At 66.7% G+C, this 26,336-nt stretch carries 22 protein-coding genes; 10 read left to right on the forward strand and 12 right to left on the reverse strand.

Annotated elements, in window-relative coordinates; genetic code table 11:
- Nucleotides 1–633 precede the first annotated feature (633 nt).
- The 3 genes from ACP6CK_RS28550 to ACP6CK_RS28560 form a co-directional block, all read right to left on the reverse strand.
- Nucleotides 634–1,239, reverse strand: a complete 606-nt coding sequence (locus ACP6CK_RS28550) for a (2Fe-2S)-binding protein (RefSeq protein WP_426960094.1) — start codon at nt 1,237–1,239, stop codon at nt 634–636.
- A 112-nt stretch (nt 1,240–1,351) separates the two neighbouring features.
- Nucleotides 1,352–2,281 carry a helix-turn-helix transcriptional regulator gene (locus ACP6CK_RS28555; protein WP_426960095.1) on the reverse strand — a complete coding sequence of 310 codons (930 nt, stop codon included), beginning with the start codon at nt 2,279–2,281 and terminating at the stop codon, nt 1,352–1,354.
- A complete protein-coding gene (locus tag ACP6CK_RS28560) occupies nt 2,271–2,672 on the reverse strand; it encodes a RidA family protein (protein WP_426960096.1) in 402 nt (133 codons plus the stop codon). Before ACP6CK_RS28560 ends, ACP6CK_RS28555 begins: the two co-directional genes overlap by 11 nt.
- A gap of 145 nt (nt 2,673–2,817) precedes the next feature.
- Here ACP6CK_RS28560 and ACP6CK_RS28565 point away from each other — a divergent pair, with 145 nt between their 5' ends.
- The gene (locus ACP6CK_RS28565) at nt 2,818–3,462 is read left to right on the forward strand and encodes a TetR/AcrR family transcriptional regulator (RefSeq protein ID WP_426960097.1); all 645 of its coding nucleotides are present in this window, start codon (nt 2,818–2,820) and stop codon (nt 3,460–3,462) included.
- Nucleotides 3,463–3,538: 76 nt separating this feature from the next.
- Here the strand turns inward: ACP6CK_RS28565 and ACP6CK_RS28570 are convergent, their stop codons facing one another.
- On the reverse strand, nt 3,539–4,531 hold the full coding sequence (locus tag ACP6CK_RS28570; RefSeq protein ID WP_426960098.1) for a LysR family transcriptional regulator: 993 nt from the start codon (nt 4,529–4,531) through the stop codon (nt 3,539–3,541).
- Between the two features lie 153 nt (nt 4,532–4,684).
- Here ACP6CK_RS28570 and ACP6CK_RS28575 point away from each other — a divergent pair, with 153 nt between their 5' ends.
- The 4 genes from ACP6CK_RS28575 (at nt 4,685) to ACP6CK_RS28590 (ending at nt 8,183) form a co-directional block, all read left to right on the forward strand.
- Entirely contained in the window at nt 4,685–5,338 is a 654-nt protein-coding gene (locus tag ACP6CK_RS28575; RefSeq protein ID WP_426960099.1) for a hydrolase, read from the forward strand.
- Between the two features lie 364 nt (nt 5,339–5,702).
- Entirely contained in the window at nt 5,703–6,392 is a 690-nt protein-coding gene (locus ACP6CK_RS28580; protein WP_426960100.1) for a GntR family transcriptional regulator, read from the forward strand.
- On the forward strand, nt 6,389–7,114 hold the full coding sequence (locus tag ACP6CK_RS28585) for an HAD-IA family hydrolase (protein ID WP_426960101.1): 726 nt from the start codon (nt 6,389–6,391) through the stop codon (nt 7,112–7,114). Before ACP6CK_RS28580 ends, ACP6CK_RS28585 begins: the two co-directional genes overlap by 4 nt.
- A 76-nt stretch (nt 7,115–7,190) precedes the next feature.
- Nucleotides 7,191–8,183 (forward strand): amino acid ABC transporter substrate-binding protein, encoded by a 993-nt coding sequence (locus tag ACP6CK_RS28590; protein WP_426960184.1) that lies wholly within the window; start codon nt 7,191–7,193, stop codon nt 8,181–8,183.
- A gap of 472 nt (nt 8,184–8,655) precedes the next feature.
- Here ACP6CK_RS28590 and ACP6CK_RS28595 read toward each other — a convergent pair whose 3' ends face one another.
- The 5 genes from ACP6CK_RS28595 to ACP6CK_RS28615 form a co-directional block, all read right to left on the reverse strand.
- The gene (locus ACP6CK_RS28595) at nt 8,656–9,669 is read right to left on the reverse strand and encodes a serine hydrolase domain-containing protein (RefSeq protein ID WP_426960102.1); all 1,014 of its coding nucleotides are present in this window, start codon (nt 9,667–9,669) and stop codon (nt 8,656–8,658) included.
- A 288-nt stretch (nt 9,670–9,957) separates the two neighbouring features.
- A complete protein-coding gene (locus ACP6CK_RS28600; RefSeq protein WP_426960103.1) occupies nt 9,958–11,613 on the reverse strand; it encodes an amidohydrolase in 1,656 nt (551 codons plus the stop codon).
- Nucleotides 11,610–13,190: an ABC transporter substrate-binding protein gene (locus tag ACP6CK_RS28605; RefSeq protein WP_426960104.1), complete on the reverse strand. Its 1,581-nt coding sequence runs from the start codon at nt 13,188–13,190 to the stop codon at nt 11,610–11,612. Before ACP6CK_RS28605 ends, ACP6CK_RS28600 begins: the two co-directional genes overlap by 4 nt.
- A 22-nt stretch (nt 13,191–13,212) precedes the next feature.
- Nucleotides 13,213–14,163 carry a Bug family tripartite tricarboxylate transporter substrate binding protein gene (locus ACP6CK_RS28610; protein ID WP_426960105.1) on the reverse strand — a complete coding sequence of 317 codons (951 nt, stop codon included), beginning with the start codon at nt 14,161–14,163 and terminating at the stop codon, nt 13,213–13,215.
- A 24-nt stretch (nt 14,164–14,187) separates the two neighbouring features.
- Nucleotides 14,188–15,603 carry an aspartate aminotransferase family protein gene (locus ACP6CK_RS28615; protein ID WP_426960106.1) on the reverse strand — a complete coding sequence of 472 codons (1,416 nt, stop codon included), beginning with the start codon at nt 15,601–15,603 and terminating at the stop codon, nt 14,188–14,190.
- A 158-nt stretch (nt 15,604–15,761) separates the two neighbouring features.
- Between ACP6CK_RS28615 and ACP6CK_RS28620 the strand changes: the two genes are divergently transcribed.
- From ACP6CK_RS28620 to ACP6CK_RS28635, 4 genes are all read left to right on the forward strand, one after another.
- A complete protein-coding gene (locus ACP6CK_RS28620) occupies nt 15,762–16,556 on the forward strand; it encodes an IclR family transcriptional regulator (protein ID WP_426960107.1) in 795 nt (264 codons plus the stop codon).
- Between the two features lie 658 nt (nt 16,557–17,214).
- Nucleotides 17,215–17,844, forward strand: coding sequence for a hypothetical protein (locus tag ACP6CK_RS28625; RefSeq protein ID WP_426960108.1), 630 nt, complete (start codon nt 17,215–17,217; stop codon nt 17,842–17,844).
- A gap of 145 nt (nt 17,845–17,989) precedes the next feature.
- Entirely contained in the window at nt 17,990–18,196 is a 207-nt protein-coding gene (locus tag ACP6CK_RS28630) for a hypothetical protein (protein WP_426960109.1), read from the forward strand.
- A gap of 428 nt (nt 18,197–18,624) precedes the next feature.
- Nucleotides 18,625–20,481, forward strand: a complete 1,857-nt coding sequence (locus ACP6CK_RS28635) for a putative bifunctional diguanylate cyclase/phosphodiesterase (RefSeq protein ID WP_426960111.1) — start codon at nt 18,625–18,627, stop codon at nt 20,479–20,481.
- A gap of 174 nt (nt 20,482–20,655) precedes the next feature.
- Here ACP6CK_RS28635 and ACP6CK_RS28640 read toward each other — a convergent pair whose 3' ends face one another.
- The 3 genes from ACP6CK_RS28640 to ACP6CK_RS28650 form a co-directional block, all read right to left on the reverse strand.
- Entirely contained in the window at nt 20,656–21,243 is a 588-nt protein-coding gene (locus tag ACP6CK_RS28640; RefSeq protein ID WP_426960112.1) for a hypothetical protein, read from the reverse strand.
- A gap of 653 nt (nt 21,244–21,896) precedes the next feature.
- Nucleotides 21,897–22,343, reverse strand: a complete 447-nt coding sequence (locus tag ACP6CK_RS28645) for a hypothetical protein (protein ID WP_426960114.1) — start codon at nt 22,341–22,343, stop codon at nt 21,897–21,899.
- Nucleotides 22,344–22,788: 445 nt separating this feature from the next.
- Nucleotides 22,789–23,673: a LysR family transcriptional regulator gene (locus ACP6CK_RS28650; RefSeq protein ID WP_426960116.1), complete on the reverse strand. Its 885-nt coding sequence runs from the start codon at nt 23,671–23,673 to the stop codon at nt 22,789–22,791.
- A 682-nt stretch (nt 23,674–24,355) separates the two neighbouring features.
- On the opposite strand from ACP6CK_RS28650, the gene ACP6CK_RS28655 reads away from it, so the two are divergent.
- The gene (locus ACP6CK_RS28655) at nt 24,356–26,260 is read left to right on the forward strand and encodes a hypothetical protein (RefSeq protein WP_426960117.1); all 1,905 of its coding nucleotides are present in this window, start codon (nt 24,356–24,358) and stop codon (nt 26,258–26,260) included.
- The last annotated feature ends 76 nt before the right edge of the window (nt 26,261–26,336 follow it).

Here is a 26,336-nt window from a genome sequence, read left to right on the forward strand (position 1 = left end):
GCGAGGCTCGTCTCCACCTCCGGTGTCGCGCCAGGCTCGCGGTGCAGTGCCTCTAGCGGGATCGTGCGGGCCCCGTTCGGGCCGGCCACGTCCACCACGGCGTCGAAGGCTCCCAGCGCCACCGCCCAGTCGCCCGGATAGGTGGCGATGCAAGCCTCGCTGCCGCCGAGCACGGCATGGCCACGATCAATCCACTGCCGCGCCGCGCAGCCGCTGCCCGGTGAGCGCTTGTTGCAGGCGAAGGGCTCTCCGTCCCGGAAATAGGCGCAGCGCGTCCGTTGCAGCAGGTTGCCGCCGAGGCTGGCCATGTTGCGCAGCTGCTGCGACGCGGCCTTCCAAAGCGACTCCGACAGCGCGGGATAGTCGGCAACAAGACGGGGATCGGCCGCCACGTCGCTCATCCGCGCGCCGGCCCCGAAGACCAGTTCGCGCGGGCCAGCCGTGTCGAAGCGGCCGAGTTCGGGCAGCGCGCTGATGTCCACCAGCCTCTCTGGCGCCTCGACCCCGAGCTTCATGATGTCGTAGAGCGTGGTGCCGCCTGCTAGAAACCGCGTGCCTGAGCCGCCCGCCGAGACGGCGCGGATCGCAGCTGCCTCGCTACCGGCGCGGGCGTAGGTGAAGGGCTGCATCGGCTCAGCCCGCCCGCATCCTGGGCGCGGCGTCCTGGATCGCAGCCAGGATGCCGGCATAGGCCCCACAGCGGCAGAGATTTCCACTCATGTACTCCCGGATCTCCTCCGCGCTATCGGCATGTCCCTCCCGCACGAGGGCGATGGCGGCCATAATCTGCCCCGGGGTGCAGTAGCCACATTGCAGGGCATCGTGGTCGATGAACGCCTGCTGCATCGGATGGAGTTCGCCATCTGCCGGCGCGATACCCTCGATCGTCGTCACGGCGCGCCCGTCGGCCTGCACCGCCAGCGTTAGGCAGGACGCGACGCGCCGCCCGTCCAGATGCACCGTGCAGGCGCCGCATTGCCCGTGGTCGCAGCCCTTCTTGGCCCCGGTCAGCGCCAACCCCTCCCGCAGCGTGTCGAGCAGGGAGGCGCGCGGGTCGAGCGTCAGCTGCCGTGCCGCGCCGTTCACCGTCAGGCGCACCGCCACCCGGCCGGCCGCGACGCCCTGCGCCGCGGCGTCCGGCTGGAGCAGGGAGGAGGTGGCGAGGGCCGCGCCGACCATCAGCGGCCGGCGGCCGACTCCGCCGGGATAGCAGCCGGGCTCGTCGGGCGTCTCATCCATCGCGTCGATCTCCGGGCGGACAGGAGTGTGCGACCGTCACCCTAGGCCCCTGTCGCGTGGGTAGCGCTCGCGATCCTGCGTAAGACGCTCGCGGGATTGCTGCGCCGGTGCCTCAGCGACGTCCCACGCGGTAGGCGCTGGGCGAGACGCCGACGATCCGGCGGAATGCGGTGGCGAAGTGCGACGGGTTGTCGTAGCCACACCGGAAGGCGACCGCCGAGACGGGCTCCTGCCCGGCCTCGAGGTATTTCCGCGCTGCCTCCATGCGCAGGCGCGTGAGCCGTCGGATCGGTGTCTCGCCGTGCACGCGCCGGAAGCTGCGCAACAGATGAAAGGGGCTCATCCCCGCCTCACGCGCCAGCCCGGCCAGGGTCAGCGGCTCGGCGAGGTGGGCGCGCATGAACGCGTCCAGCTGCCGAAGCCGCCGCTCCGGGACCGAGGACGGCGCCCTCGGCCGCAGGCCGGCGTGGCGCAGTAGGAGATGGGCGGCGAGCAACTCGCCCGAGGCTTCCGCATAGAGCTCCGGTGCCCCGGATCGAAGGGCTTCCGACAGGCCCAGCATCACCTGCGCAACGAGGGGATCGCGGTAGGCCAGCGCGTTCGGCATGGCGGCCCGGGCCGGGTCCGCGCCCGAGAGGTCGGTAGCCACGCGGCGCAGCGTGGCCGCCGGCAGGTGCAGGTGCAGAGTCTCGTTCGGTGCCTCCCCACGCCAGCGCAGCACGGTCTCGTACCCGGGTGCCGTCATGCCCAGGCTGCCGGTCTGGTAGCGTGCCCCGTGCCATCGGCCCTCAGCGCGGGATTCGATACCGAAGCATGCGTCCGTCACCAGAACGATGACCTGGTCGTCTGAGGCAGGCAGGACGATCTCGTCGATCACCGCGGGGGCAAGATAGCGTCGCAGCAGCAGGGACCGCCAAGCGGCGCCGCTGCCGGCCGAGAGAACGATCCCGGCACGCTCGTGGGCCACAAGGCTGGGATCGCAGGCGCCATTCGGCGCCGGGTCCCAGGCTGGCGCAGACCCACCGCCCGCGTCAGGCGGCACCGGCCGGGATCCGGGCGATGACCTTGATCTCGAAGTCGTAGCCCGCGAGCCAAGTCACGCCCACCGCGGTCCAATTGGGATAGGGCGGCGCGCCAATTGCGGTGTCGCGCACCGCCATGACCGTCTCGAACTGCGCCTCCGGGTCGGTGTGGAAGGTGGTCACGTCGACCACATCGTCGAAGCTGGCGCCGGCCGCAGCCAGCACGGCGTTCAGCCGGTCGAAGGCGAGCTGCACCTGCTTCGCGAAGTCGGGTTCGGGCGAGCCATCCTCCCGCGAGCCGACCTGGCCGGAGACGAAGAGCAGGTCGCCCGAGCGGATGGCCGCGGAGTAGCGGTGCTTCTCGTAGAGCGCCTGTCGGCCGGGCGGAAAGATCGCGTCGCGCTTTGTCATGTGCCATCTCCGTTCGTGTCGGGCCGGAACATCTTTCACCGGCGACGACGCGCGTTATACATACGCCTCGTATGTCAGAGAGTGATAACATACGCAACGTATGTCAACTCGAATGCGCTGGACCACGCGTGGACGGGAGGGAGTGATGGCCGCGGGACAGCGAGCACGCATGATGGAAGAGACCCGGGCCAAGCTCATCCTCGCCGCGCGGTCAGCCTTCGCGGAGAAGGGCTATGCCGCGGCTTCGATGGATGAGCTGACCGCCATGGCCGGGCTAACGCGGGGGGCACTCTACCACAACTTCGGCGGCAAGGAGGGCCTGCTGCGGGCGGTGATCGAGCAGCTCGACGCGGAGATGGTGGCTAAGGCGAAACTCGCGCGAGACCGCGCAGGATCGCCCTGGCTCGGCTTCCTGGCCGAGGGGGTGGCCTACATCGAACTGGCGCTCGAGCCGGAGATCCAGCGAATCATGCTGCTGGACGGGCCGGCCGTGCTCGGTGATCCCTCGCGCTGGCCAGGGCAGAACGCCTGCCTGCGCGAGACGACGGACACGCTTCGGTCGCTCATTGCAGCGGGGACTGTACGTCCGGTGGACGCGGAGGCCGCGGCGCGGCTGATCAACGGGGCCGCGCTCAATGCCGCCCTTTGGGTTGCCGCCGCCGACGACCCGCGCGCCGTGATCGCGAAGGCGGTCGACGCCTTCCGATGCCTCGCTTCTGGCCTGCTGACGATTGGGGGTGATCAGCTCTCGAAAAGGGGGGAGGGGACGCAACTTATCAGTAAACGGTGAAAACAGTACGGCACCCGCCCGGACAGGGCCGACTGACCCGTGCGGGTGCGCTACGGATGTAAGCTCACTTCCCTTATCAGGCGCTTCCTACCTCCACCGATTTGGGATGCACCCAATCAGTCAGTCCTTGACCGCGCTCGTCTTCCTCCCCGCGCCGAGGTAGGCCCTCTCTGGTCCCAGAGCCTACAGTGTCAGGGGCCGAAACCTGACCGAAGCACTCGATTAGAAGCTCGATCAGCACCCGGATCTTCCGCGCGGGAAGGTGGCCGGGTGGACGGATGACGTACACGCCCGCCGGCGGTGGCGGGTATCGCGTCATGACCGGAAGAAGCGCGCCAGAGGCCAGATGTTCCTGGGTGATGCCGTCCGGGATCCAGGCAATGCCAAGGCCGGCCAGGGCGGCGGCGGCGAGGGCGGTGCCGTTATCAGCCTTGAAGCGTCCCTGTGGACGGACTGTGATGATCCTGTTGCCATCCATCAGCTGCCAAGTTTCGGTGCCCTGCATGAGAGCCTGATGGGTGAGGAGCTCATCCGGCGTCTCGGGTAAACCGTGCGCCTGAATATACTCCGGGCTTGCAACGAGCTTGCCATGGATCGGCCCGACGCGTCTCGCAATCAGGTTGGAATCCGGAAGGTAGCCGATCCGGATCGCGCAATCGAAGCCCTCGGCGATGAGATCGACGAAGCGATCGGTATAGGACGCGTAGATGTGGAGTTGCGGGTGCTGCCGCGCCATGTTGGCCAGCACGGGCGCGAGGTGGATTGGTCCGAAAGTCAGCGGGACGGCGACCCGCAGGCGACCGCAGAGTTGGCCGGCTGGCAGGATCGTCTCCCTCGCCAGGTCGATCTCGGCACAGGCCCGGGCCGCATGGTCGCGGAACGTGCTTCCGGCCTCCGTGAGGGCGGCGCCCCGGGTAGTGCGCGCGAGAAGCTGGATGCCGAGCTCCGCCTCGAGCCGGGCGAGGCTCCGGCTGACGACCGACTTAGAGGCGCCGAGCCGACGTGCTGCCGTCGAGATCCCACCAGCATCCGCCACCTCCACGAAGGTCCGCAGGTCCTCGATGTCCAAGCCGGCGTTCCCCGATGCGCGACACAGCTTACCACCACATGGGGCTACTGCGATGCAAGTCGGAACGACAATGTCCCGCCCGGGCATCGCCGTTGTCGGCGCCTGTCCCTCCGCGAACTCCTGTGAAGCGCAACCTCGGCAGAGGATGACCCTATGACCTTCCGTAATGGCCTCGCCTCCCTTCTGCGGCCCGAGGATTCCGTCCTCGTCCTGATCGATCACCAGCCCTATCAATTGGCCAACGTGAACAGCCATGAGCCGCAGATGGTGGTCAACAATACCGTCGGGCTGGCGAAGGCGGCCAAGGCCTTCGGTGTTCCCACCATCCTGACGTCGGTGCTCGCCGAGCGGGGCGGCGTGCTCTTCCCCCAGGTCACCGACGTCTTCCCCGGCCAGGCAGTCATCGACCGGACGCTCATCAACACATGGGAAGATCCGAAGGTCGTAGACGCGGTCAGGGCGACGGGCCGCAAGCAGCTGGTCATCGCCGGCCTGTGGACTGAGGTCTGCGTCGCGATGCCGGCGATCCAGGCTCTCGGGGAGGGTTGGGACGTGACGGTGATCACCGATGCGTCTGGCGGCGTCTCTGTCGAGGCCCACGAGGTGGCCATCAAGCGCATGATCGCGGCTGGCGCGAACATGATGACTTGGTTGGCCCTGGCGGCTGAATGGCAACGCGACTGGGCGCGGACCGAGCAGGCTGCCGCGCTGACGCAGGTCATCACGCAGCATGCTGGTGGCAGCGGCATCGCATATCTCTGGGAGCAGCAGCTGCTCAACACGCCGGTGCCGCGCTCTGTAGGCTGAATGGTGCGGCGGGGGTGACGGCAAGCTCGGGTCATCGGCTCCCAAGCGGGCCAGACCTCTCGAGCACCGTCATCCCCATCCCCGCCTCACGGAGCAAGGCGTCCAAGCTGTCAGCGTCTGAGGTCCACGAAGGAGGCTTCGAGACGTTCCTCTGAAGGTCTGCTTTCCCGTAGCAGCGCGTGGAAGCTGCCAGACCGCTCTCGGCCAGGACCGGACATGACAACTCTGCGCGCACTTCAGAGGTTGATCGATCCTCACTAGCTTCACGCAAGGGCATGCTCACCAGGCCACCGCACCCAGCGGATCCATCACAGCGCTCGAATTAACGATTGTCGAAAATCGGCAAATCGCGCAGATTACCTCTATGCTGCCCTTGCCCCTCATCGGACTGGACCTCACCGAGTTCACCCCGACCCGGTCCTTTCCGGACGCGGTGGCGGCCGCCCTCCGCGAGGGCATCCTGACCGGTCGCCTGCCAGCCGGGACCCAGCTCAAGCAGGACCACCTCGCCCGGCACTTCGGCACGAGCCGCGCCCCTGTGCGCGAGGCGCTGCAGGTCCTGACAGGAGAGGGCCTTCTGATCGTGAACCGCCACCGCGGCATCACGGTCGCCCCAGCCGATCCAAACGACCTCCAGGAGATCGCGGAACTCCGGACGATGCTGGAGGCCCACGCCCTGCGGCTCTCGATCCCGAACCTCACCGCCTCCGATATGGATGAGGCGGCTGCGCTGCTGGACGAGGCGGACACCGCGCCGTGCGACCCGATCGGGCAATCCGATCTGCACTGGCGCTTTCACCGCACCCTGATGCGCCGGGCGGAGCGACCTCGCGTCCTGGCCCAGGTTGAGAGCCTGCATATCGCGGTGTCCCGCTACCTGCTTCCTGCGTGGACTGCCGCGGGCCTCTCGATCGGCTGGGTGGCCTCGCACCGGAAGCTCCTCACCCTCGCCCGCCGCGGACGCAGGGACGAGGCGGCCGAGCTCAACGCCCACCAGGTTGAGGAGGCGCGTGCCCGCGTCGCCACCTGGCTGGCCGAACAGGAGACACCATGACCTTCGACACCCGGGTGGACGCGACGGGCAAGCGCGTCCTCACCTTCGACTGCTACGGCACTCTGATCGACTGGGAGACGGGGATCCTCGACTTGGTTCGCCCCTGGCTCGCAGCAGCCGGGCGGTCCGACATTCCCGAAGACCTTGTGCTCACTGCCTTCGCCCTCCACCAAGCACGACATCAGCAGACCCGCCCAGCCCTCCTCTACCCGGAGGTGCTGTCCCGCACCTGGGGTGACGTGCAGGCCACCTTCGGCCTGCCGGACGATCCGGCGCAGCGCGCGGCTTTCGCCGCCTCCGTTGGGGACTGGCCGCCCTTCCCCGACACGGTTGCGGCCCTGCGCCGCCTCGCCGGCCACTTCGCGCTCGCCATCCTCTCCAACGTGGACGAGGCATCGCTCGCGCGCAGCCTCCGCCTGCTTGAGGTTCCCTTCATTCTCACGGTCACGGCGGAGCGCGTTGGCTCCTATAAGCCGGGCGCTCGTCACTTCGAGACAGCTATCAATGATCTCGCCGCGCAGGGTTACGCAAAGGAGAGCATCCTCCACGTTGCGCAGAGCCGCCATCACGACGTCGATCCGGCGTCGCGCTTTGGCATTCCGACTGTGTGGGTGGACCGTCGGCACGGCAAGCGCGGCACGGGCGCGACGATCGCCAACACCGCCGTTCCTCTCGCACGCGTGCCCTCGATGAGAGCCTTCGCTGATGCAGTTTGTGTGTGATTTTCGACAATCGTCAATCGTGGGAGGAAGCCGAGCGATGATCCGATCCATAGTGGCCCTGACAACGGTCATGGCTATGCTCTTGGCCAGCCCGGCAGGGTCGCAAACACCCGCAACCGGCCCGTCTCCTACCTTCGACGCGGTTCGCGCGCGCGGGCAGGTTGTCTGCGGGACCGCCGCCACCCTCCCCGGCTTTGCCACCGTGGATAGCCGCGGCAGTTGGTCTGGGCTCTACGTCGATGTCTGTCGCACGGTCGCCGCAGCGATGTTCGGGGACGCCTCGCGCGTCCGCTACGTCTCGACCACGCTCCAGAACCGTCTGCCCATGCTCCAGTCCGGCGAGATCGACATCCTCGCCTCCAACACCACCTGGACCCTGGCCCGGGAAGCAAGCCTCGGCCTGCAATTTACGGGCGTGACCTTCTATGACGGCCAGGGCTTCCTCGTCCGCCGATCGCTCGGCGTCACCTCCGCGCGCCAACTTGACGGGGCGACGGTCTGCGTGCAGCCCGGCTCCACGACAGAGCTGAACCTCGCCGATTACTTCCGGCGCAACAACATGCGCCTCACCCCTCTCGTCATCGAGACGGTGGAGGAGGTACGGAACGCCGTGCTGGCCGGGCGTTGCGACGCCTACACGATCGGCACTGCAGCCCTCACCGCCTTCCGGATTGGGCTGGGGGCAGAGGCGCCCGACTTCGTGCTCCTGCCCGAAATCATCAGCAAGGAGCCGCTCGGGCCGGTGATCCGCAAAGGCGACCAGAGGTGGTTCGATCTCGTGCGCTGGGCCGGATACGCGCCGCTTCTGGCGGAGGAGTTCGGCATCACCTCCGCCAACATCGACGCCCGGATGAGCGATTCCGATCCCGAGGTGCAGCGCTTCCTGGGCCGCACTGGCGGCTTCGGGACCATGCTCGGGGTGCGCGATGACTGGGCGGTGCAGATCGTCCGTCAGGTCGGAAACGCGGCCGAGCAGTGGGATCGCAATGTCGCCCCGCTGGGATTGCAACGCGGAGTGAACCGCCTCTGGACCGAGGGCGGCCTGCAATATCCCCCACCGGCCCGCTGAGGCCCCAGATCCTGGCACGGTCCGAAGCCGTGCCAGGGTCACAGAGGCAATGTGGCCACTCACCTGCCCGGCTGTGCCTCGGCAACTGAGGCGTCTCGTCTTGGTAACGCTGCAACTACGCCGTAACTCGCCTGCTTCAACGCTATCCAGCCTAGAGAACTGCCGTCCTGCATTTGACCAGACCCGTCCGTCGTACCGCATAATTAGGTGACTTCATCGCCATGCCCAGGCGAGCCGTCCGACCTCCCAGCCTGAGATGCTGACAGCAGCAAGGCTTGTGCGAATCGTTGCCTCTCTCGGTGCAGTACTCGTCTGACGTTGCATCGGAGATCATCCGGACACCCAGTCGCATAAGGGCGCATTCTGTAAACTAGCGGTGTTCCGCTCTGTAAGTGTTAGCCGGTCCCCGCCATTTTGCACAGCTGCCTGTACAATCGCTTACCTGCTGTGCAGGGGCCGGCTCTGGAACAGTTCAGCGCAATGCGGCGATGACGGATTTGAATAGGTCGGCGCCTCGGGTCTCGCCTGTCACGGCGGCGTAGCTTGCGAGCACCATCACGGTGCGCGTCGCCCGGTCGACAAAGACGCGCTGCCCACCGATTCCGTTGGCCGAGAACCCGTCCACACCGGGAACGCCCCACCAGAAATAGAAGTAGCGCCCATCTTCCGACCGGGTTGAAGCGTCCACCCAGGCCTGGGGGACGATCCGGCGGCCATTCGCCACGCCGCCGTCGAGCATGATCTGACCAAGCCGCGCGTAATCGCGCAGCCGAGCGCCAAAGCCAGCGCCGTACCACTCGTGCTGCCGCCCTGTGGGACCCTGCATGAGCCAGTAGCCCGGGGCTTCCATGCCGGCCGGCTGCCAGAGCATCTCGCCCATGTAATCCGCGACGGTGCGTCCCGTAGCCCGCGCCAAGATGACCCCGGCCAGTTCGGTATCGAGGGTAGAGTAGTTGAAACGGGTACCGGGCGGATCTGCCGCGCGGAGGCTGGTGGCGATCTCCTCGTAGTATGCAGTTTCGGCGTTGGCGGAGGCGTCACGTACCCGATCCAGCTCGGTGCCTGGAGAGTAGTCCTCCACCCAAGAGGTGCCGGCACGCATCGTTAGCAGGTGCCGCAGCGTGACGTTATCGTAGCCGGAGCCAGCCAGTTCCGGCAGGTATTTCACCACCTGATCATCTACCCCACCGATGTACCCCTGCTGAATGGCAATGCCGAGCAGGATGGACATCCAGGACTTCGACATGGAGAAGCCGATGTAACGACTCTCCTCGGTGCCGCCATTGCGGTGAATCTCCCGAACAATTCGGCCGTCCCGCAGGACGATCACAGCATTAACCCGAAGCTCCTGCAGCGCAGCGGCGAAGGTTGTCGATTGGCCACCGATGGTGACGCGCATATCGTCCGGGAGGGCGAGGTTTGATCGCTCGAGCTGCCAAGTGCTGGCGCCTGGTGCAACCATCCGGGTGTGCAGCAGCTCGTCCAAGTGACGGTACATCAGCAGTGCAACCGACGGGTTCGAGCGTTGTCGCCGGGCTTCCACAAGGGCTGGATCAGGTGCTTGTGCACGGGCGGCACCTGCAGGACCAAGAAGTGCGACGGCCATCCAAAGGCTGGCCAGGCCACAGTGCCGTCGATTCAAGAGCATGGATCGCTTCCTCTCGTTTTCTACTCGTACCCTGGGCAGCGTTCAGTGCGCCGTGTGTTGGACGCATCCATGAATCTGTCGCCGGCTATCCGGCTAAAGATCCCTTCATCTCGGTAGGCAGCTGGATTAGAGCCCGCCGTGTACCGTCCTACCCTCGAACAGGGTGGCGACGACCTGGGTACTGCCGATTTCCTCGGCCGGGACGGAGAAGAGGTTGCGGTCGAGCACGGCGAGGTCGGCGGACAGGCCGGGTCGAATCGCACCGGTCACTTCGGCGCGGCGCAGGGCGCGGGCGGGCGCACTGGTGAACAGCGGCAGGGCAGTCTCCAGTGTGATCGCCTCGTCGGGGTTGTGAGTGCCCGGATGGGTGCCAGTGGGGTCACGGCGTGTGATCATTCCTTCCAGCCCTATCCAGGGATTGGGATCCACCGCTACCGCCGGCCAGTCGGTGCCCGCCGCGGCGGTCGCTCCGGATTCCAGGATGCTGCGGATTGGCCAGGAACTGGCATAGCGCGCCGGGCCGACCATTCGTTCATGCGTCAGGCTTGCCCCGCAGGGAAACCAGAGCTGTGGGTTCAAGTCCATCAGCACGTTGAGCCGCGCGAGGCGGGCGATGTCCTCCGGCCGGATGAAGTTGCCGTGCGCGATGTGGTGCTGCGGCCCATCGGCGCCATTCCGCCGACGCACTGCCTCCACAGCGTCCAGCACCATGGCGATGGCACGCTCCCCGATCGCATGCACCTTCACCGTCAGCCCTGCCCGGTCGAAAGCCGTCATCTCCTCCGTCAGCGCGTCCTGCGAGAGCAGAGCAGGTCCGCCATCGCTCGGGGCCTCGCTGGCTGGGGTGACGGCGTAGGGGGCGAACATTGCCGCAGTACGGAGAGAGGGCACGCCGTCGAGGAAGATCTTCGCGAAGTCGGCGTTCATGTGTGGGCCGCAGAGGCCGTGCCGCCCCGCCATCAGGTCGGCCCCGCCATGGGCCGGCCCGCCTCCAGGGCAGGTCGCGCTGAGGGCGAGGAAGAAGCTTCCCCAGGCGTTCATCTCACCGGCGTTGTCGAGGGTGCGGTAAGCGCGCAGCAGGTCCGACGTGGCGTTGGCATCCGCAAATCCCGTGATGCCGAGGCGGTTGAGGGTGGCGATCCCGTGCCGCGCCACGGCAGCCCGTTCCACCTCGGTGAGCGATGGGACAGCGTCGCGCAACCGCCACGCCGCGGCCTCGTAGAGCAGACCGGTCGGCTCGCGGCCGCCGGGACGGCGCAGGATTTCGCCCCCTTCCGGGTCCGGCGTGCCGGCGTCGATACCGGCCCTTTGCAACGCGGCGGAGTTGGCAAAGTAGCCATGCGCGCTGACATGCATCAGCGCCACCGGACGACCATAGCTCACCGCATCCAGCGTCTCGCGTGCGCCGGGCTCCTGCATGCGGGCGAGGGCCGCCGGGCCGAACACGCCGCCGATCACCCAGTCTCGCCCACCCGGGCGTGCGGTGGCGTCCCTCACTCGGGACAGCAGGGCATCGAAGTCCAGATCGGCGTCCAAGCGGATCTCATGCAATTCCGCGCGCGCACCTTGGAATAGGTGCAGGTGATGATCCGTCAGGCCCGGCAGCACCATTCGGCCGGCGAGATCGGCGTGGCGCGTCCCTGGTCCGGCCAGAGTGTCCAGGTCGGCACGGCTGCCTATGCCGAGGATGCGGCCGCTCCCGATGGCGACTGCCTCGACCCGGGGCCGCTCCGGCCACATAGTCCGGATGTCACCTCCGTGGAGGATGAGCTCTGCCTTCATGCCGGCCGCACGCCCCAGAAGGCAGGAACGCCGCGGGGCAGGTCGGTGATCTCGCGCCGCCTGGCCGTCTGGGTCCGCCACTGGCCCAGAGGGATGAAGGGGACGTCGTGCCAGGCCTGCACCTGCAACTCGCGGCAGAGGCGCTGCTGCGCCGCAAGGTCGGGCGCCTCGAACCAGGCGCTGCGGAGCCGCTCAATCTCCGGCGATTCCAGCCAGCCGCCCGCCGCTCCGCCATTGCCGCGGAGCGAGATGGAGACCGCGGGGCTCGCCAGGTCATAGCCGGACCAGGTACCGACGAAGGCGCTCCAGCCGCCGCGTTCGGTAGGCTGCTGGCTGGTGCGGCGCTGCATCACCGTGCCCCAGTCGGTGGCGACGTAGTCCACATTCATCCCCAGCCGCTTCAGCAGGTCCCCCACCACGCTGGCCATGACGTTGATCGCCTCGATATTCGTCGCGGCGAGCAGCACCACCCGCTCCCCGCGGTAGCCCGCCGCGGCCAGCTCGCGCTTCGAACGCTCGAGGTCGCGCGGGCCGAACAGGTTCTCCATACCGGCGTTGCTCGCCATCGGCGTACCAGGCGTGAAGAAGCCCACCCGATCCTGCCAGAGGGAAGGGTCTTCCCCCGCCACTGCTTGCATGAAGGGAGTTTGGTCCACGGCATCAAGGACGGCGCGGCGGATCGCCGGATTGTTGAAGGGCGCGTGCTGGTGGTTGAAGCGGAACACGCCGATGGACCCACTAGGATCGATCGTCTCGATCACCACATTCCGGTTCCGGCGCAGCAGCGGCAGCATGTCGGGGCTGGGCTGCTCCCACCAGTCTATCTCCCCGGACTGGAGCGCGGCGGCGGCCGTGCCCGGCTCCGGCAAGATTTTCCACTCGACGCGGTCGAAATGGACGCGCTTGCCACCGGCCAGGAAGCTGTTCGCGCCGGGCGCCGGGACATAACGGTCGAAGCGCTGCCAGGCCGAGAAGGCGCCCGGCACCCGTTCATTCGCCAGGAAGCGGAAGGGACCGCTGCCGATCATCTCGCTCACCTGCGTCGTCTGCGGCGTGACGGCGAGGCGCTCCGGCATGATGGCGCACATGTAAGGGCTGGCCTTTGCGAGCGCCGTCGGCAGCAGGGCGAAGGGACGCTTCAGGCCGAAGCGGATCTCCTTGTCTGACGGCGCCGACAGCTCGTCGGTCGCGGCCGCCAGCGTCTGGCCGAAGGCGTCGGCGCTCCACCAGCGGCGGATGCTGGCCACGCAGTCCCGCGCCAGGACGGGAGTGCCGTCATGGAAGATCAGCCCGTCCCGCAGCGTCAGCCGCCAGAGCCGGCCATCCTCCTCCACCGCATGGCCGGCGACCATTTGCGGCTGCGGCTGGAACTCCGCGTCCAGGCCGTAGAGCGTGTCGAATACCATGAAGCCGTGGTTGCGGGTGATGTAGGCGAGCGTCCACACGGGATCGAGTATCGACAGGTCGGCGTGCGGTGCCACGCGCAGCACGCGCCCGGCCTGGGCCAATCCGATCCGTGGCGCGGCCAGGGCCACTGTCGCGCTCGCGGCGCCGCGTAGGAGGCTGCGTCGTTGCATCGTCCTTGGGTCCCTGTCCTGACTATTGCTTCTCGATTCCGGCCACCGCCACGTAATCCGCCCAGCGCGCGATCTCCGCGCGGATATAGGGGCCGAACTCCGTGGGCCCTTGCGGCGCCGGGAAGATGCCGATCCGCTCGCCGAAGGCCGATGCCTCGGGCGCGCGCATAATGGCGATGATCTCGTTAGACAGGCGCTGCACGACCGGCTCGGGGGTGGCGGCCGGCGCGACAACGCCGCCCCAGGCGACCAGCTCGAAGCCCGGGAAGCCGGATTCCGCCAGCGTCGGCGTCTCGGACAGCTGCGGGTTTCTCGCGGCGCTCGTCACGGCCAGGGAGCGCAGAGCTCCGGCGCGGACCTGCTCGATGCCCGTGGTGAAATCCGTGAAGGCGAAGTCCAGCCGCCCAGCAATGAGGTCCTGAATGGATTGCGGGTTGCCGCGATAGGGCACGCGCTCTAGCCGTAATCCCGCGCGGGACCGCAGCAACTCCGCGGCAACGCGCGTCGATGTGTTGCCGTGGCCGTAAAAAAGGAGCCTTGGCGCCACCTGCGCGGCCGCGACCAGCGCCCCCACGGAGGCCGGCCCGTCCGGTCGGACGAGCAGCAGGAGCGGCTGGTCCAGCAGCTTCGCCACCGGCGCGAAATCCGCCACCGGATCGAAGGGCAGGCTCGTGTAGAGGCTCGGGCTCGCCCCATGAGTGGAGGAGGTGGTGTAGAGGATCGTGTGCCCGTCCGGCCGCGCGCGGGCGACGAAGGCTGCTGCCGTGGCACCATCCGCACCGGGCCGATTTTCCACGATCACCGGCTGCCCCAGCGCGCGGGAGAGGCGTTCGGCCAGCCAGCGCGCGAAGAGGTCGACCGAAGTCCCGGCTGGGAAGCCCGCTACGAGCGTCACGGGCCGCGACGGGAAGGATTGTGCCAGGGCCGGGACGGCCAGTGCCGCCGCACCGAGCAGTAAGCCGCGTCGCAGCATAGGCAGACCCTCCCCCGACCGGCGCTAAAGTGTCTGAACCTCTTCGGGGCTCGGCGTGACCGGGCGGAGACCTTGTGCGTCCACCCATTCCAGGGTGCGGTCCAGGGCTCTGCCGAAGCGGGCGAGGATGACGTCCACCTCAGACTCCGTGGTAATCAGGGGCGGCGCGAAACAGAGGCTGTCGCCAAGCGCGCGCGCGATCAGCCCCTCCTCCTGCGCGAGGCGCTGCACCTCGGCGCCAACCTTCGCAGCGGGATCGAAGGCGGCGCGAGTCTCGCGATCTCGCACTACCTCCACCGCGGCCATCAGCCCGACGCCGCGGACCTCCCCCACCATCGGGTGATCGGCCAGGCGCCGCAGGCCCTCCTGGAGCCGCCCCCCGACATTGGCGGCGTGCTCGATGAGGTTATCACCCTCATAGATGCGCAGTGTCTCGAGCGCGACGGCGGCGGCCACCGGATGCCCGCCATAGGTGAATCCGTGTCCGAAGACGCCGACCTGATCCGCATTGCGTTTCATCGCCTGGTAGATCGACTCACTCAGCAGAATGGCCGAGATCGGCGCATAGGAAGCCGAGAGGGCCTTCGCACAGGTGATCATGTCCGGCTCCAGCCCATAGGTCTGGCATCCCCACCAGTTGCCGGTCCGCCCGAAGCCGCAAATCACCTCATCCGCCACGAACAGGATGTCGTGTCGGCGCAGCACGGCCTGCACCTTCTGGAAGTAGGTGGCGGGCGGCGTGAGGACCCCACCCGTGCCCATCACCGGCTCGGCGAAGAAGGCAGCGATCGTGTCGGCACCCTCCCGTAGAATCAGGGCTTCCAACTCCTCGGCCAGCCGCGTGGCGAAGGCCTCTTCGCTCTCGCCCGGCAGCCCCTCTCGGTAGTGGTGCGGGGTGGTGAGGTGCAGGAACCCGTCCAGCGGTAGGTTGAACAGCGAGTGTAGGTGCGGCAGCCCCGTCAGGCTCGCCGAGGCGATGGTCGTCCCGTGGTAGGCGCGCCGGCGGGAGATGATCTTACGCTTGCCCGGCCGGCCGGTGGCGTGCGCCCAGTACCAGGCGAGCTTGATTGATGTATCGTTCGCCTCTGAGCCCGAGGACTGGAACAGCACCTTGGACATCGGCACCGGCGAGAGGCGGATCAGTGTTTCGGCCAGTTCCGTCGCCGGCTCGGTCGAGCGGTGGGCGAAGGTCTGGTAGTAGGGCAGTCTCTCCATCTGCCGCGCCGCCGCCGCCGTCAGCCGCTGGTCGGAGAAGCCGAGAGAAGCGCTCCACATCCCCGACATCGCGTCCAGGTACTCGCGCCCAGCGTCATCGTACACGTGCACGCCGTTGCCCCGGACCATCACCACGGGGCCGATCGCCTCATGCCGTGTCAGGTTTGTCTGCGGGTGCAGATGGTAGGCGATGTCGCGCGCGTGCAGGGAGTTCGGGCTGGGCATGGGAGTTTCCTGCGGTGGCCCGCGAAAGGCCGCCACCTCGATCGTTGATGCAGTCAACGATGACCGGCATGGTGGCGTGATGTCAAATAAGAAACGTATGGACTCCTGTTGATAATAGTGGAATGCCCTGAAGCCCTGGAAGATGTCGGAGTGAGAATGTGCGCACCGTTGAGAAGGCGCTCAGGCTGTTGCGGATGTTCTCGTCGGTAGAGCCGGAACTGGGCGTTAGCGAACTGGCACGGCGCTTGGACCTGGACCGAGCGACGGTCCACCGTCTGCTGCAGGCCCTCCTCGCACAGCGCTTTGTGGAACAGGATGCGGCATCTCGCCGGTATCGCCTTGGACTGGGCGTCCTCGACATCGCGGCCGTGCGCATCAGCCAGCACGGGTTACTTCATGTCGCCATGCCCCACCTCGAGCATCTTCGGGAGGCAACGGATGAGACCGTCGCGCTGCTTGTGCCCGACGGTAGCGACGCTGTTTGCATTGCCACGCTGGAAAGCCGCCACGCCGTCCGCGTCGGATACAACATCGGAGAGCGTATCGCGCTTCACGCCTCAGCCGGCGGTCAGGTGCTGCTCGCTAACATCGGCGCGGCAGAGCGTGAGGCTGTATTGAAGGCCGGATTTCGACGATTCACACGACATACCGTGACGGACAGACATGAGTTGGAAGCTATCCTGGACGAGGTCCGGCGTCAGCGCGGTGGCTGGTCCGCTGAGGGCTACATTGACGGCGTGATCAGCGCGGCAGCCCCGATCATGGATCCGAAGCGGCGCTTGGCGGCAGCAGTATCGCTTGCGGCGCCCTTGCCACGGCGCAACCGAAAGGATTTGCCGAAACTATTGGAAGCTGCTCGCCAGGCTGCTGATGGAATTGAGCGCGCTTGGTCCGGGCTTAGCCCGAACCTGCCTAGCAGTCGAATAGTCGAACCCGTCACGAAAACGGACTGAGGAAGCATTGAAATCGCGTAATACGGCATTCTGTACAGTTAGCGTCTTCACCGGATGTTTCGTCGGATTCGAAAAGAGCCTCCCAACCTCGTAGGTGAGGGGGGATGTCGCAATCTTCTATTACAGCAGGGCGAACCCTCCTGACCCGATGTCCATTGCAACACAACAACGTTCCGAGTGTCGCTAGCTCGACTTAATCCCCTCGCTCGGATCAGCGACTGCCACTTGCCCGCATCCGCCGTGATCGGAGCGGCGAATCCCTCGACCGTGCTCGGCCGATGGCTCTACCCTCGCGCTCGCACACGCGGACTGGCTGCTGCACCATCTCGACGTCACCGGCCGGCAGAGGACCTCGCGCTGTTCCGCCTCGCGTCAGCCGGTCCTGACATGATTCCCTGGACGCACGGACTGGCAGGCCGAGAGGAGCACCTGTTCCACCCCCTCGCTGCCCACCTCGGGGCGATCGCGTCGTGTCGCTCCATGGCCGCCGGGTCGTGGCGTCCGGGCTCTGGGCGGCGCTGGCGTGCACGGATGAGCGGGGCCGTGCCGCGGTGAGGGGGCTGCGACGAACGCGACTCTTCGCCGCAGCACACCACCAGCGTGCCGAGCTAGGTTCCTCCCCAGGGCCGCCCAACGCGGCACCAGGGAGGCCTTTAGGTTGTCAGCACGCCGCCTAACGTCGCTTGCCGTCCTCGCCGGCTTCATCGCCTTGACCGGCCCAGCGTGGGGCCTAACGCCACCTCTCGATTACCTGTCCTCCGAGGGTATGCGGCGCGGTTTCGAGAACGGCGCGACCCTTGTTGGGAATTATCAGGACCGCCTCTATGTCGAGCGCTACGAGCCCGGCGGACGGCTCCGCGGCACCTACGCGGGGCGGGCCTATGAGGGACGGTGGGGCATCGAAGGGCACCGCCTCTGCACCAATGTAGGGAGGGACCGGCCCGTGTGTGCTTCCCTCGCGGGGTCGCCCATCGCTGAACTGCGCCCGGGGGCTTCCTTCTGGTTCTTCGTGGAAGGGCGGCCGGCAAGCACCGTGCATTACCACACGAGATCGCCCTGGGAGGCCCGTTCGGCCCAGATGAGCGTTCGGGTCAGGCACAATTCCGCTTGGGGCGACGGCTTCACGGCCGTTGGCTCGGTGGAGGGTCTGCCCTCGCTGTTCGTCGTATCGACCGGGCGGGCGATGCAGCTACGCTATGAAGAGCCGTTGGTCATCCATGGCACAACTGACGGTGTGACGTTCACGGCGGAGCGTGTGACGCGGGCGGACGGGACGCCGGTTGATTGACGTGAACTAGACGCGCGCCGTCAGAACGGCCCTGTTTCCGCTTCATCGCTGACAAAATGCGGAACAGCAAAGGGGCTGAACCTACGATTGCTATTCCGGAGGAGAGATGAATTCCTTAGCTTATGATGCGGCCTGGAGCCCTTCGATGCGCGAACTCTATCTCACGCGGTTGGCTGCGTTTGAGGCCAAGTCCCTCGAAGGCATCTTCGAACTACTTGTGTTGCCGTTCCATCTCCTTCGTTGGCTCATTCTGCTCCTCACCGACCCCTTGGGCTTTCTCATTGTAGGGGGGCTGGTGGTTGGCCTGATCGTCGCCTTCTTCTTTCGGCAATCCAGCGACCCCCAAGACTGAGGCGCGAGACGGAGCTTGCACAACGCAGCGCCCGTCCCAGCCCCGCCGGGGAGAGGACTTCCCGTTCAGGCAGTTTGCAGAGACGTGGATCAGGGCTGAACCGGAACCGCGCTCTAAAGCGCCCACAACCGACAGATTTCACTACCAACATTGGCGAACCGGTGGGGGTCCCGCTCGGCGCCGATCGGGACCCCACTCTCGTCCCGATTTCACCCTATTATCAGCGATGTAGGATGATCTTTTGCAGGGTCCTGGTTGGGCACGTATTCACACGCGTTAGAGTCCCATGTCTCCTCGATGCAACTTAAGGTTGTAGTTTGAATGGGGCGACGTTAGAGTCAGGGCGAGCGGCAAAGCTCAATTTGGGCCATTGTACCGTCTGATCCGACCGCTGCGGGTAGACGGGCTTGATCACGGAGCAACCCGCCTTGGATCTCGTCGTGCCAGAGAACGAGGGCACTCGAGTTGCCGCACTCAACTCGTATGGCATTCTGGATACCAACGATGAGGAGAATTTCGACGAGATCGTCCAGCTGGCTGCGCGCCTGACACACAGCCCCATAGCCCTGATCTCTCTGGTGGATGCAGAGCGTCAGTGGTTTAAGGCTCGCTATGGTCTCCGGGTGAGGGAGACGCCCCGCGACCAGGCCTTCTGCGCCCACACGATCCTGCAGCCAAATCACCCGCTGGCCATTGAGGATGCGACGGAGGACCCGCGCTTCAAAAACAACCCGCTTGTCACCGGCGATCCTTACATCCGCGCCTACCTTGGGGTACCGCTGGTCAATCCAGAAGGCGAAGCTCTGGGCAGCCTCTGCGTGATCGACCGCAAAGCGCGATCGTTCGATGAAGGGGCGATCCGCGCCATGAAGACCCTGGCGCGGGCCGTTACCGCCAACCTCGAACTTCGGCGCGCACTCGTGCAAGCCCGAGAGACCGCACTCTCCGATCAGTTGACCGGTCTACCAAACCGGCGTGCGACAGTGAAAGCACTCTCAGCGGCTACCGCCGATCGGCGGCCTGTTGCCATCATCGCGGTGGACCTGGACCACTTCAAGGAGACGAATGATGGCGAGGGGCATGCAGCCGGTGATGCACTGCTCAAAGCCGCAGCTATTCGGCTACGTGAATCAGTCCGGTCCGGCGACACAGTAGGTCGCATTGGAGGTGATGAGTTCGTCGTTGTTCTCATGGATGTAGAAGATCGGCGCATCGTGGCCGGAATTGCAGAGCGCATCCGCGAGGCCCTGCACAGACCGGTGCCCTTTGGGTCACGACTACTCCGCCTTGGTGCTACACTCGGCGTCGCGCTTGCCCCTGCCGACGCTGACGAGCCTGAGATGGCGCTGCGGGTGGCCGATGAGGCTTTGATTCGAGCCAAGCGGGACAGACGCGGATGTATCGGTTCGGCGTGCCGGAAGGACGCAGATCAAATCCTTCGGGCAGCCTCTATCATACGATTATTCGATAGAGCGATGCACGAGGACGGAACGGTTGAAGGGGCTGCAGTTCAGCTCCAGCCGATTCTTTCGCTCAACAACGCAGCGATACCAAGCGCGAAGGTTCTAGCGGTCGAGGCGCTGGCACGTTGGGCTCACCCGGACATCGGCAATGTCCCTCCCGCAGAACTTCTTTCGCTAGTCGGGCCGGAGCGGGCCGCCGTATTTGGTCGTGCTGTTCGGGGTCAGGCACTCGCAGCCTTCGCTTCGCTCATGCCGTCCGGCTTCGCAGACGCGCGTCTTGCACTCAACCTTGCGGCAAGCGAGGTGGCGCGTGAGGATATGGCTCTAGCTGTTGCAGCTCAAGTGGAGCAAGCGGGGCTATCCCTCCACGCCGTGGAAATCGAGATCACCGAAGAGGTCTTGTTGGATCGCGTCAGCGATAGAGTCCTCGACCAACTTGCTGCCCTTCGTGGACGCGGAGCGCGTCTTGTGCTGGACGATTTCGGGACCGGTAATTCAGGACTCTCCCAACTTCTTCGCCTTCCATTGGATGGACTAAAGCTCGACAAGCGATTCGTTCAGGGGCTCGGTAAGGACACTCGGGCCGAGGAGATTGTAAAGGCGACGATTTCTCTCGCTCACAGTCTCGGGCTCCGGCTTGTGGCGGAGGGGGTCGAGACTGATCTGCAAGCATCGATGCTCTGTGCCTTGGGTTGTGATGCCGCGCAGGGCTTCCTCTTTGCTGCTCCGATGCACCCTGACGCACTCAGGCAATGGATGTCAGGGAGAGCATTCATGGCCACGTCTGGAGCTGCTTGGCTGAACACACATCGAAGCCAATAGGTAAGCTGATGTGACAGCGCCGCGAAGTAGGGATCCGGCGCTCGGCTGCCAGCTCAGCAGCCGAAGGGCCGCTCATCGCGCTGGCCCTCCCGAAATCGGTCCGTCCGCAGCAGGCCAGTCAGCGAAGGTTTCCCTGGCCAGACGGGCCTGCTGGCGGCCTGATTGATAATTGGCTCAGCGTGCCTGGAGGGTGTCGAGCGTCCGTCGGCTGTGCTCGATGATGGCCTGCGGATCGAACCTGCGCTCCTCCACAGGCTGGGCTGGCTGGTCGAGCCAGGTGGGCCGGACCGGGCAGAGCGAAGGCAGTTCATGGACGGACATGCTCGCGAGAATCGGGCGGCTACCGGCGCCCCTGCCGCCGTCCCACGCCCGATGGGTCCAAGCCGCCTCGACGTAAGCGATCCTCTCCTCGACCGCCCCGGTCTCGATGTCACGAGGGTAGCGGAGCGCGGGATCGCCGAGCACGACGGTCACCTCAGCCAGAGCATAGGAGCCGGTCGGCGAGTTCGTGCGGACACGGTCCCAGTTCAGGCCGCGGTTGCTGGAGTGTCCCAGGAAGAGGGCAGGCCCCGGTAGGCCGACCTCCCGCGCATCCAGGGCGTAGACGAAGACCTCGCCTCGCGAGGTGCCCTGTACGGGCGCCGGGCGGCCACCCGGATCACTGGGCGGCATCGGGCGATACGCAGCGCCGGGACGCGGCGGCACGCTGCTCTGCCGGAGCAGGACCGCCTTGTTCGCCCGCATCACGGCATGCATGGCCATGATCCGCGCTTCCATGCCCGCGCCCGTATGCGCGGCCCAAGCATCGACGCGCCCCCGCAGAAGCCGTGACAGGCACTCTCCAGGATTGTTGGCCCGTCCACAGCTCCCACCGCCGGTCTGCCCACCCATCTCCATCATAGAGATCATCTGCCGAAAGGCGGCGCCATCGGTCGCACCGAGTTGGCACTGATCCATGCGAGCCGGGCGGTTCAAGGATGACCGCATGCTGTAGGCCGACTGAGATACCGTGTCCCAGATCAGCGGTCCGACGATGACCGTTGCGAGGAAAGCCGGCCACCACCACTTGCGCCAGCGTCCACCTTCCACCACGAACCGCCCCCGTTCCCTGCCATCAGCAAGGGCTTATGCCTGCAACCCCGTCGCACGAGTGTCCCGCCGCCGGTACGCATGCGTCGTGCCTGTCACGCCGGCCTTACAGTTCGCATGATCTCGGACCCGCGTGACTGCTGGATCGATACGGGATCCCCGCCCTGCGGACGCCAGCACTCCCCTTCCACCATAGCCAGCGCCAACACCGCCCTACCTGCATCCTCACCAGGTCAATCTGACTCTTGATCCGGCCAATGCGGCGCACGCATGACAGCTGCTCACCGCAGGGCGGAGCCCGCAGCTTTGGCATCAGACCACCCTGGTCAGACTTGGCCTGCCAAGGCGCGGCGAGCGGCAGCAGCGAGGATCGGTGGGCAGTTCGGCATCTGGTCGAGACAGGGCCACTTGGCGCTGATCTGCGCTCGCCGTCGGAGATTGTAGTTCAGCTCGACGATGGTGAAGAAGGCAGCACCATAATGGTAGCCCGTGGCCTTGCTGACGCGTCCATCCGGCGCGGACTTGGCGCCGGACTGACAAGCCCGGATAGCGTCAACCGTCACCTGGTCCATTCGCCCAGTCGGGCTCACCTTCTTGAACGCGGCAGTGACGGGATTCACCACGCCCATATCGGCAGTGAGACGCATAATATACTGTACGAGCATGATGTCTTCCGGATTCGAGTTTTGGGCATTCTGCCCAACCGATGAATCCACATTGAAGAACATCGGCAGCTTGCCGTTGGCAGGCCGGGGTGCAAGCACGTGAACCATGGGATTGTTCAATTCCGGTCGTTTGGGTAGCGGGCGATTATACGAGAGTGCAACGGGGTGTAAGTCCTCTCCTAGGCTCATGCGACCGATGCGACGATGTGCGAAGCGAGCGCGACGGAAACCTATCTCTGAGCTTGGACAGTCAGAGAGAGCCACGGCCACGTCTTCGCTCCGCCTGCCGCGGCGATGATCTATGCCGGAGCTCAATGCCGAAGCAGAGTATGCTGGCAGGCGACGCTCCTGCACTTGACTGACACGAACGGCTGATCAGCGCATATGACATTCTCTCATCACAAACTTCGGACAGCCCCGGGACCTTGCCGTCTTATCAGGTTCATCGACGCGGATCAGCTCGAAGCTGAGCGGCACGGCGCCCCAAGCCCGCCTCATCAGGTGGGAGCGACACAGGAATGATTGCCGGCGAAAGTCGTCAGCGGAGGCCTTGCTAGCCGGGCGCCCCGATCCCGAGCAGCGCGTCCCGGACGATGCCCAACGCCGGATCTTCCGACGGGTGCTGCGGCTCGGCGAGGGCAAGTGTGCAAGGAATTGAGGGATCCAGGGGGCGCACAACAATCCCGGGGATGGGTTCGGATGCTGCGACGTCAGACACGATGGAGACTCCGAGACCTGACGCGACCGCCTTCTTCACCGCCTCTATAGTACCCATGGACATCGGTGCCGTCTGCATCTTGCGGTTGTCCAGCCACTGCATGACGAGCGCGTGCACAGCGCCGCGCTCGTGCTCCAAGACGGCCGTCTGCTCGGCGAAATATGCGGGCGTGACGGCCTTCGGTACGTTCCGCGCGGAGGCAGGGAAAATGGCGACCAAGACTCCGGAGCGCAGCGGCGTTATGTGGAGGCGGGAAGCCTTCACTGGAAGAGTGACCAGTGCGAGATCGAGCGCATTCTGCAGCACCGCATCCACGCTGTCCCGCGTCGGCATGTTCGTGACCAGTAGTTCTATGCCCGGGTAGTTTCTGCGCAGCGCGCGCAGGATGGGCGGCAGATCGTACATTAGCGCCGACAGCGTCGTACCCAGGCGAACCCGGCCGAGCCAGCCCTCGCGGTATCGACGCATCGCAGCCTCCGCTGCGTCGCACGCCGCAAAAATGTGCTGCGCCTGCTCCGCCAACTCCCGCCCCGGCGCGGTCGCGCGTGCCTGTCGCCCGCTGCGTTCGATCAGCCGAACGCCGAGACGCTGTTCGAGCTCGCGGACGTGCAGGCTTACGGCCGGCTGTGTCAGGTTGAGCCTCCGCCCGGCGGCGGTGAAATTGCCGAGCGCGACCACCTCCGTGAAGGTACGCAGCTGGTCGAGGTTTAGGCTCCGCATCCCAAAGCCCGCCTTATCAGAGGGATTTGAAGACTAGATTTCCCTTTGGCCACCCCGCACGTCAACTTCCGGGACCAGGTGCTTCGCAGCTCTGGAGATGCGTCATGGCCCGGACTATCGACAGTTTGCGGAGCCTGGACGGAAACCGGTCCAGCCAGGCTACCCGCTCCCCTGGGTCATGGGTGTCGCGTGCAGGGCACTATCCCGGTCATCCGAGAGGAAGCTCTGACGGCCACCTGCGCATTCAGGTCGCTCGCCCCTGTCGTGCTGAAATGACTCGTTCGCAGTCGCGTCGCTCCAGCCAGGCATCGGACGCCCGGCGTGCCTCCTGCCCCTGCCTCTCGGCCCGGAAGGAGGTACTAGCGCACAGCTTGCCACGCCGCAGCGCGTCGGTGCAGGTCATGCCGTTCCGCCGCAACTTCGTCACGAAGAGCGCACGCCTCACGGTCAATCCAAACCCCTCCCGAGTAGACGAGGCTGTCCCTCGCTCCATAGGTTTGCTGCAATGCTGATCAGCAGTTGCCCGAAGTGGACGTCCAAGGCCGGCCACCCTACGCAAGTTCCCTCGAAATCAGAATCGTTGGGCCAGCACGGTGAGAGCCTATCACTGGAGGTCCGGCTACTCGGTCCCCTGACGATCAGCCGCCCGAGCGTGCCACTTGCGCTACCGGCGTCACGGAAGATGCGCGCTTTGTTTGCCTACCTCGCGCTCGCTCCGCACCCTGTTCCTCGCGGACAGCTCTGCGAGCTCCTCTGGGACATCCCCGATGACCCCCGCGGCGAGCTCCGCTGGTGCCTCAGCCGCCTCCGCCGCGTCCTCGACACCCCCGGCCGACGCCGGGTCGAAACTCCCTCGGACGCCGTCTCCCTCAACCTCGCAGACACCTCCGTGGACGCGATCGAGGTCGCGCACGCCGCCCGCGACGGCATCGGGACGCTCGCCACGGAGCGGCTGCGCGCACTGGCCTCCCTTTTCGCCGGCGACCTCCTGGAGGGTCTGGAACTTGACCGCCTGCCGGCCTTCGAGGGCTGGCTCGTCGCCGAGCGCCGCCGCTTCCGCGACCTCCACGCCACCCTGCTGGAGGAGCTCGTCGGCCGCCTGCCGGACGAGGAGGCCGCCGCCCCGCTCGGCGCTTGGCTCCGGCTTGCCCCCTTCGACCTCCGCCCGCACGAGGCCGTGCTGGCCGCCCTCGCCCGCCGCGGCCGCATCCGGGAAGCGGAGGAGCATCTCGCGGCGACCGCCCGCCTGTTCGAGGCCGAGGGCCTCGACGCCGCCCCGCTCCGCGCCCTCTGGCGGGCGGCCCGCACCGGGGTGGAAGAAGCCCCGCGGCCCCGCGTCGCAGCCTGCCCCATATCCCCTGCCCCGGCCGAGGCGGCGGTGGAGGTCTCACCGGCCGGCGCCCGCCGCGCCTCCGTCGCCGTGATGCCCTTCACGGAGCTGACCGCCGGTCCCGGCCTCCCCGGCGGCCCCGCCGACGCGCTCGTCTATGACGTGATCACGCGGCTGGCGAAGCTGCGCAGCCTCTTCGTCATCGCGCCCGGCACCGTCTTCGCGCTGCGCGACCGCGGCGTCGCGCCGGCCGAGGCGGGCCGGATGCTCGGCGTGGACTACGTCGTCAGCGGCTCAGTGCAGCGCCGCGGCGGCCGCCTCGCCGTCGCGGTGGAACTTGCCGAGGCGCGCAGCGCCCGGATCGTCTGGACCGACGTGCTCGACCACGCGGCCGAGGACGCCTTCCTCGTGCTCGACGCGATCGGCAACCGCACCGTCGCCTCGGTGGCCGGCGAGATCGAGGCGATCGAGCGCAACCGCGCGATCCTCAAGCCGCCCGACTCCCTCGACGCCTGGGAGGCGCACCACCGCGGCCTCTGGCACATGTACCGTTTCAACCGCCCGGACAACGAGCGCGCGCGGCACTTCTTCGAGGCGGCGATCCGCCTCGACCCCACCTTCTCCCGCGCCTATGCCGGCCTGTCCTTCACGCACTGGCAGAACGCCTTCCAGGGCTGGGCGGAGCGTCCTGCCGCGGTGGAGGCGGCCTATGCCGCGGCCGGGCAGGGGCTGATGGCCGATGACCGCGACCCCGCCGCGCACTGGGCCATGGGCCGGGCGCTCTGGCTGCGCGGCCGCCACGACCCCGCCGTGGAGGAGCTGGAGCAGGCCGTGGCGCTGAGCCCGAACTTCGCGCTCGGCCACTACACCCTCGCCTTCGTCCACTCGCTCACCGGCGATCCGGGCACCGCGGTCGCCGCCTCCGACCACTCGCGCCGGCTCAGCCCCTTCGATCCGATGCTCTTCGGCATGCTCGGCGCGCGCGCCATGGCGCTGGTGCGGCTCGGCCGGTTCGAGGAGGCCGCGGAGGCCGGGCTGAAGGCCGCCGCCCGGCCCAACGCCCATGTCCACATCCCGGCGATCGCCGCCGTCTCCCTCGCTCTCGCCGGCCGGCTCGACGAGGCGCGCGCCCACGTAACTCGCGCCCGTGCGGCGCAGCCGCGATACCGCGTGGGCAATCTCATTGCCGCGACGAAGCCAGCCCTGGACAGCGAGAAGCTGTTTCGGGAGGGCGCGAGACGCATTGAGTTTGCTTGAAGGTCAAATCGCCGCAGTGCTTGCGTTGGCCTTCCGCTGGGCCAGTGTGTCAGGCACCGGACCATTGCTGACCTGG

This window comes from Muricoccus radiodurans (genome assembly GCF_050154705.1).
GTDB lineage: Bacteria > Pseudomonadota > Alphaproteobacteria > Acetobacterales > Acetobacteraceae > Roseomonas > Roseomonas radiodurans.

Bases quoted from the DNA above. Each gene is read 5' to 3' on its own strand.
- ACP6CK_RS28550 (WP_426960094.1), bottom strand. From the start codon at position 1,239: ATGGATGAGACGCCCGACGAGCCCGGCTGCTATCCCGGCGGAGTCGGC.
- ACP6CK_RS28560 (WP_426960096.1), bottom strand. From the start codon at position 2,672: ATGACAAAGCGCGACGCGATCTTTCCGCCCGGCCGACAGGCGCTCTAC.
- ACP6CK_RS28565 (WP_426960097.1), top strand. From the start codon at position 2,818: ATGGCCGCGGGACAGCGAGCACGCATGATGGAAGAGACCCGGGCCAAG.
- ACP6CK_RS28575 (WP_426960099.1), top strand. From the start codon at position 4,685: ATGACCTTCCGTAATGGCCTCGCCTCCCTTCTGCGGCCCGAGGATTCC.
- ACP6CK_RS28580 (WP_426960100.1), top strand. From the start codon at position 5,703: ATGCTGCCCTTGCCCCTCATCGGACTGGACCTCACCGAGTTCACCCCG.
- ACP6CK_RS28585 (WP_426960101.1), top strand. From the start codon at position 6,389: ATGACCTTCGACACCCGGGTGGACGCGACGGGCAAGCGCGTCCTCACC.
- ACP6CK_RS28590 (WP_426960184.1), top strand. From the start codon at position 7,191: ATGCTCTTGGCCAGCCCGGCAGGGTCGCAAACACCCGCAACCGGCCCG.
- ACP6CK_RS28600 (WP_426960103.1), bottom strand. From the start codon at position 11,613: ATGAAGGCAGAGCTCATCCTCCACGGAGGTGACATCCGGACTATGTGG.
- ACP6CK_RS28605 (WP_426960104.1), bottom strand. From the start codon at position 13,190: ATGCAACGACGCAGCCTCCTACGCGGCGCCGCGAGCGCGACAGTGGCC.
- ACP6CK_RS28610 (WP_426960105.1), bottom strand. From the start codon at position 14,163: ATGCTGCGACGCGGCTTACTGCTCGGTGCGGCGGCACTGGCCGTCCCG.
- ACP6CK_RS28615 (WP_426960106.1), bottom strand. From the start codon at position 15,603: ATGCCCAGCCCGAACTCCCTGCACGCGCGCGACATCGCCTACCATCTG.
- ACP6CK_RS28630 (WP_426960109.1), top strand. From the start codon at position 17,990: ATGCGCGAACTCTATCTCACGCGGTTGGCTGCGTTTGAGGCCAAGTCC.
- ACP6CK_RS28640 (WP_426960112.1), bottom strand. From the start codon at position 21,243: ATGGCCATGCATGCCGTGATGCGGGCGAACAAGGCGGTCCTGCTCCGG.
- ACP6CK_RS28645 (WP_426960114.1), bottom strand. From the start codon at position 22,343: ATGGTTCACGTGCTTGCACCCCGGCCTGCCAACGGCAAGCTGCCGATG.
- ACP6CK_RS28650 (WP_426960116.1), bottom strand. From the start codon at position 23,673: ATGCGGAGCCTAAACCTCGACCAGCTGCGTACCTTCACGGAGGTGGTC.
- ACP6CK_RS28655 (WP_426960117.1), top strand. From the start codon at position 24,356: ATGCGCGCTTTGTTTGCCTACCTCGCGCTCGCTCCGCACCCTGTTCCT.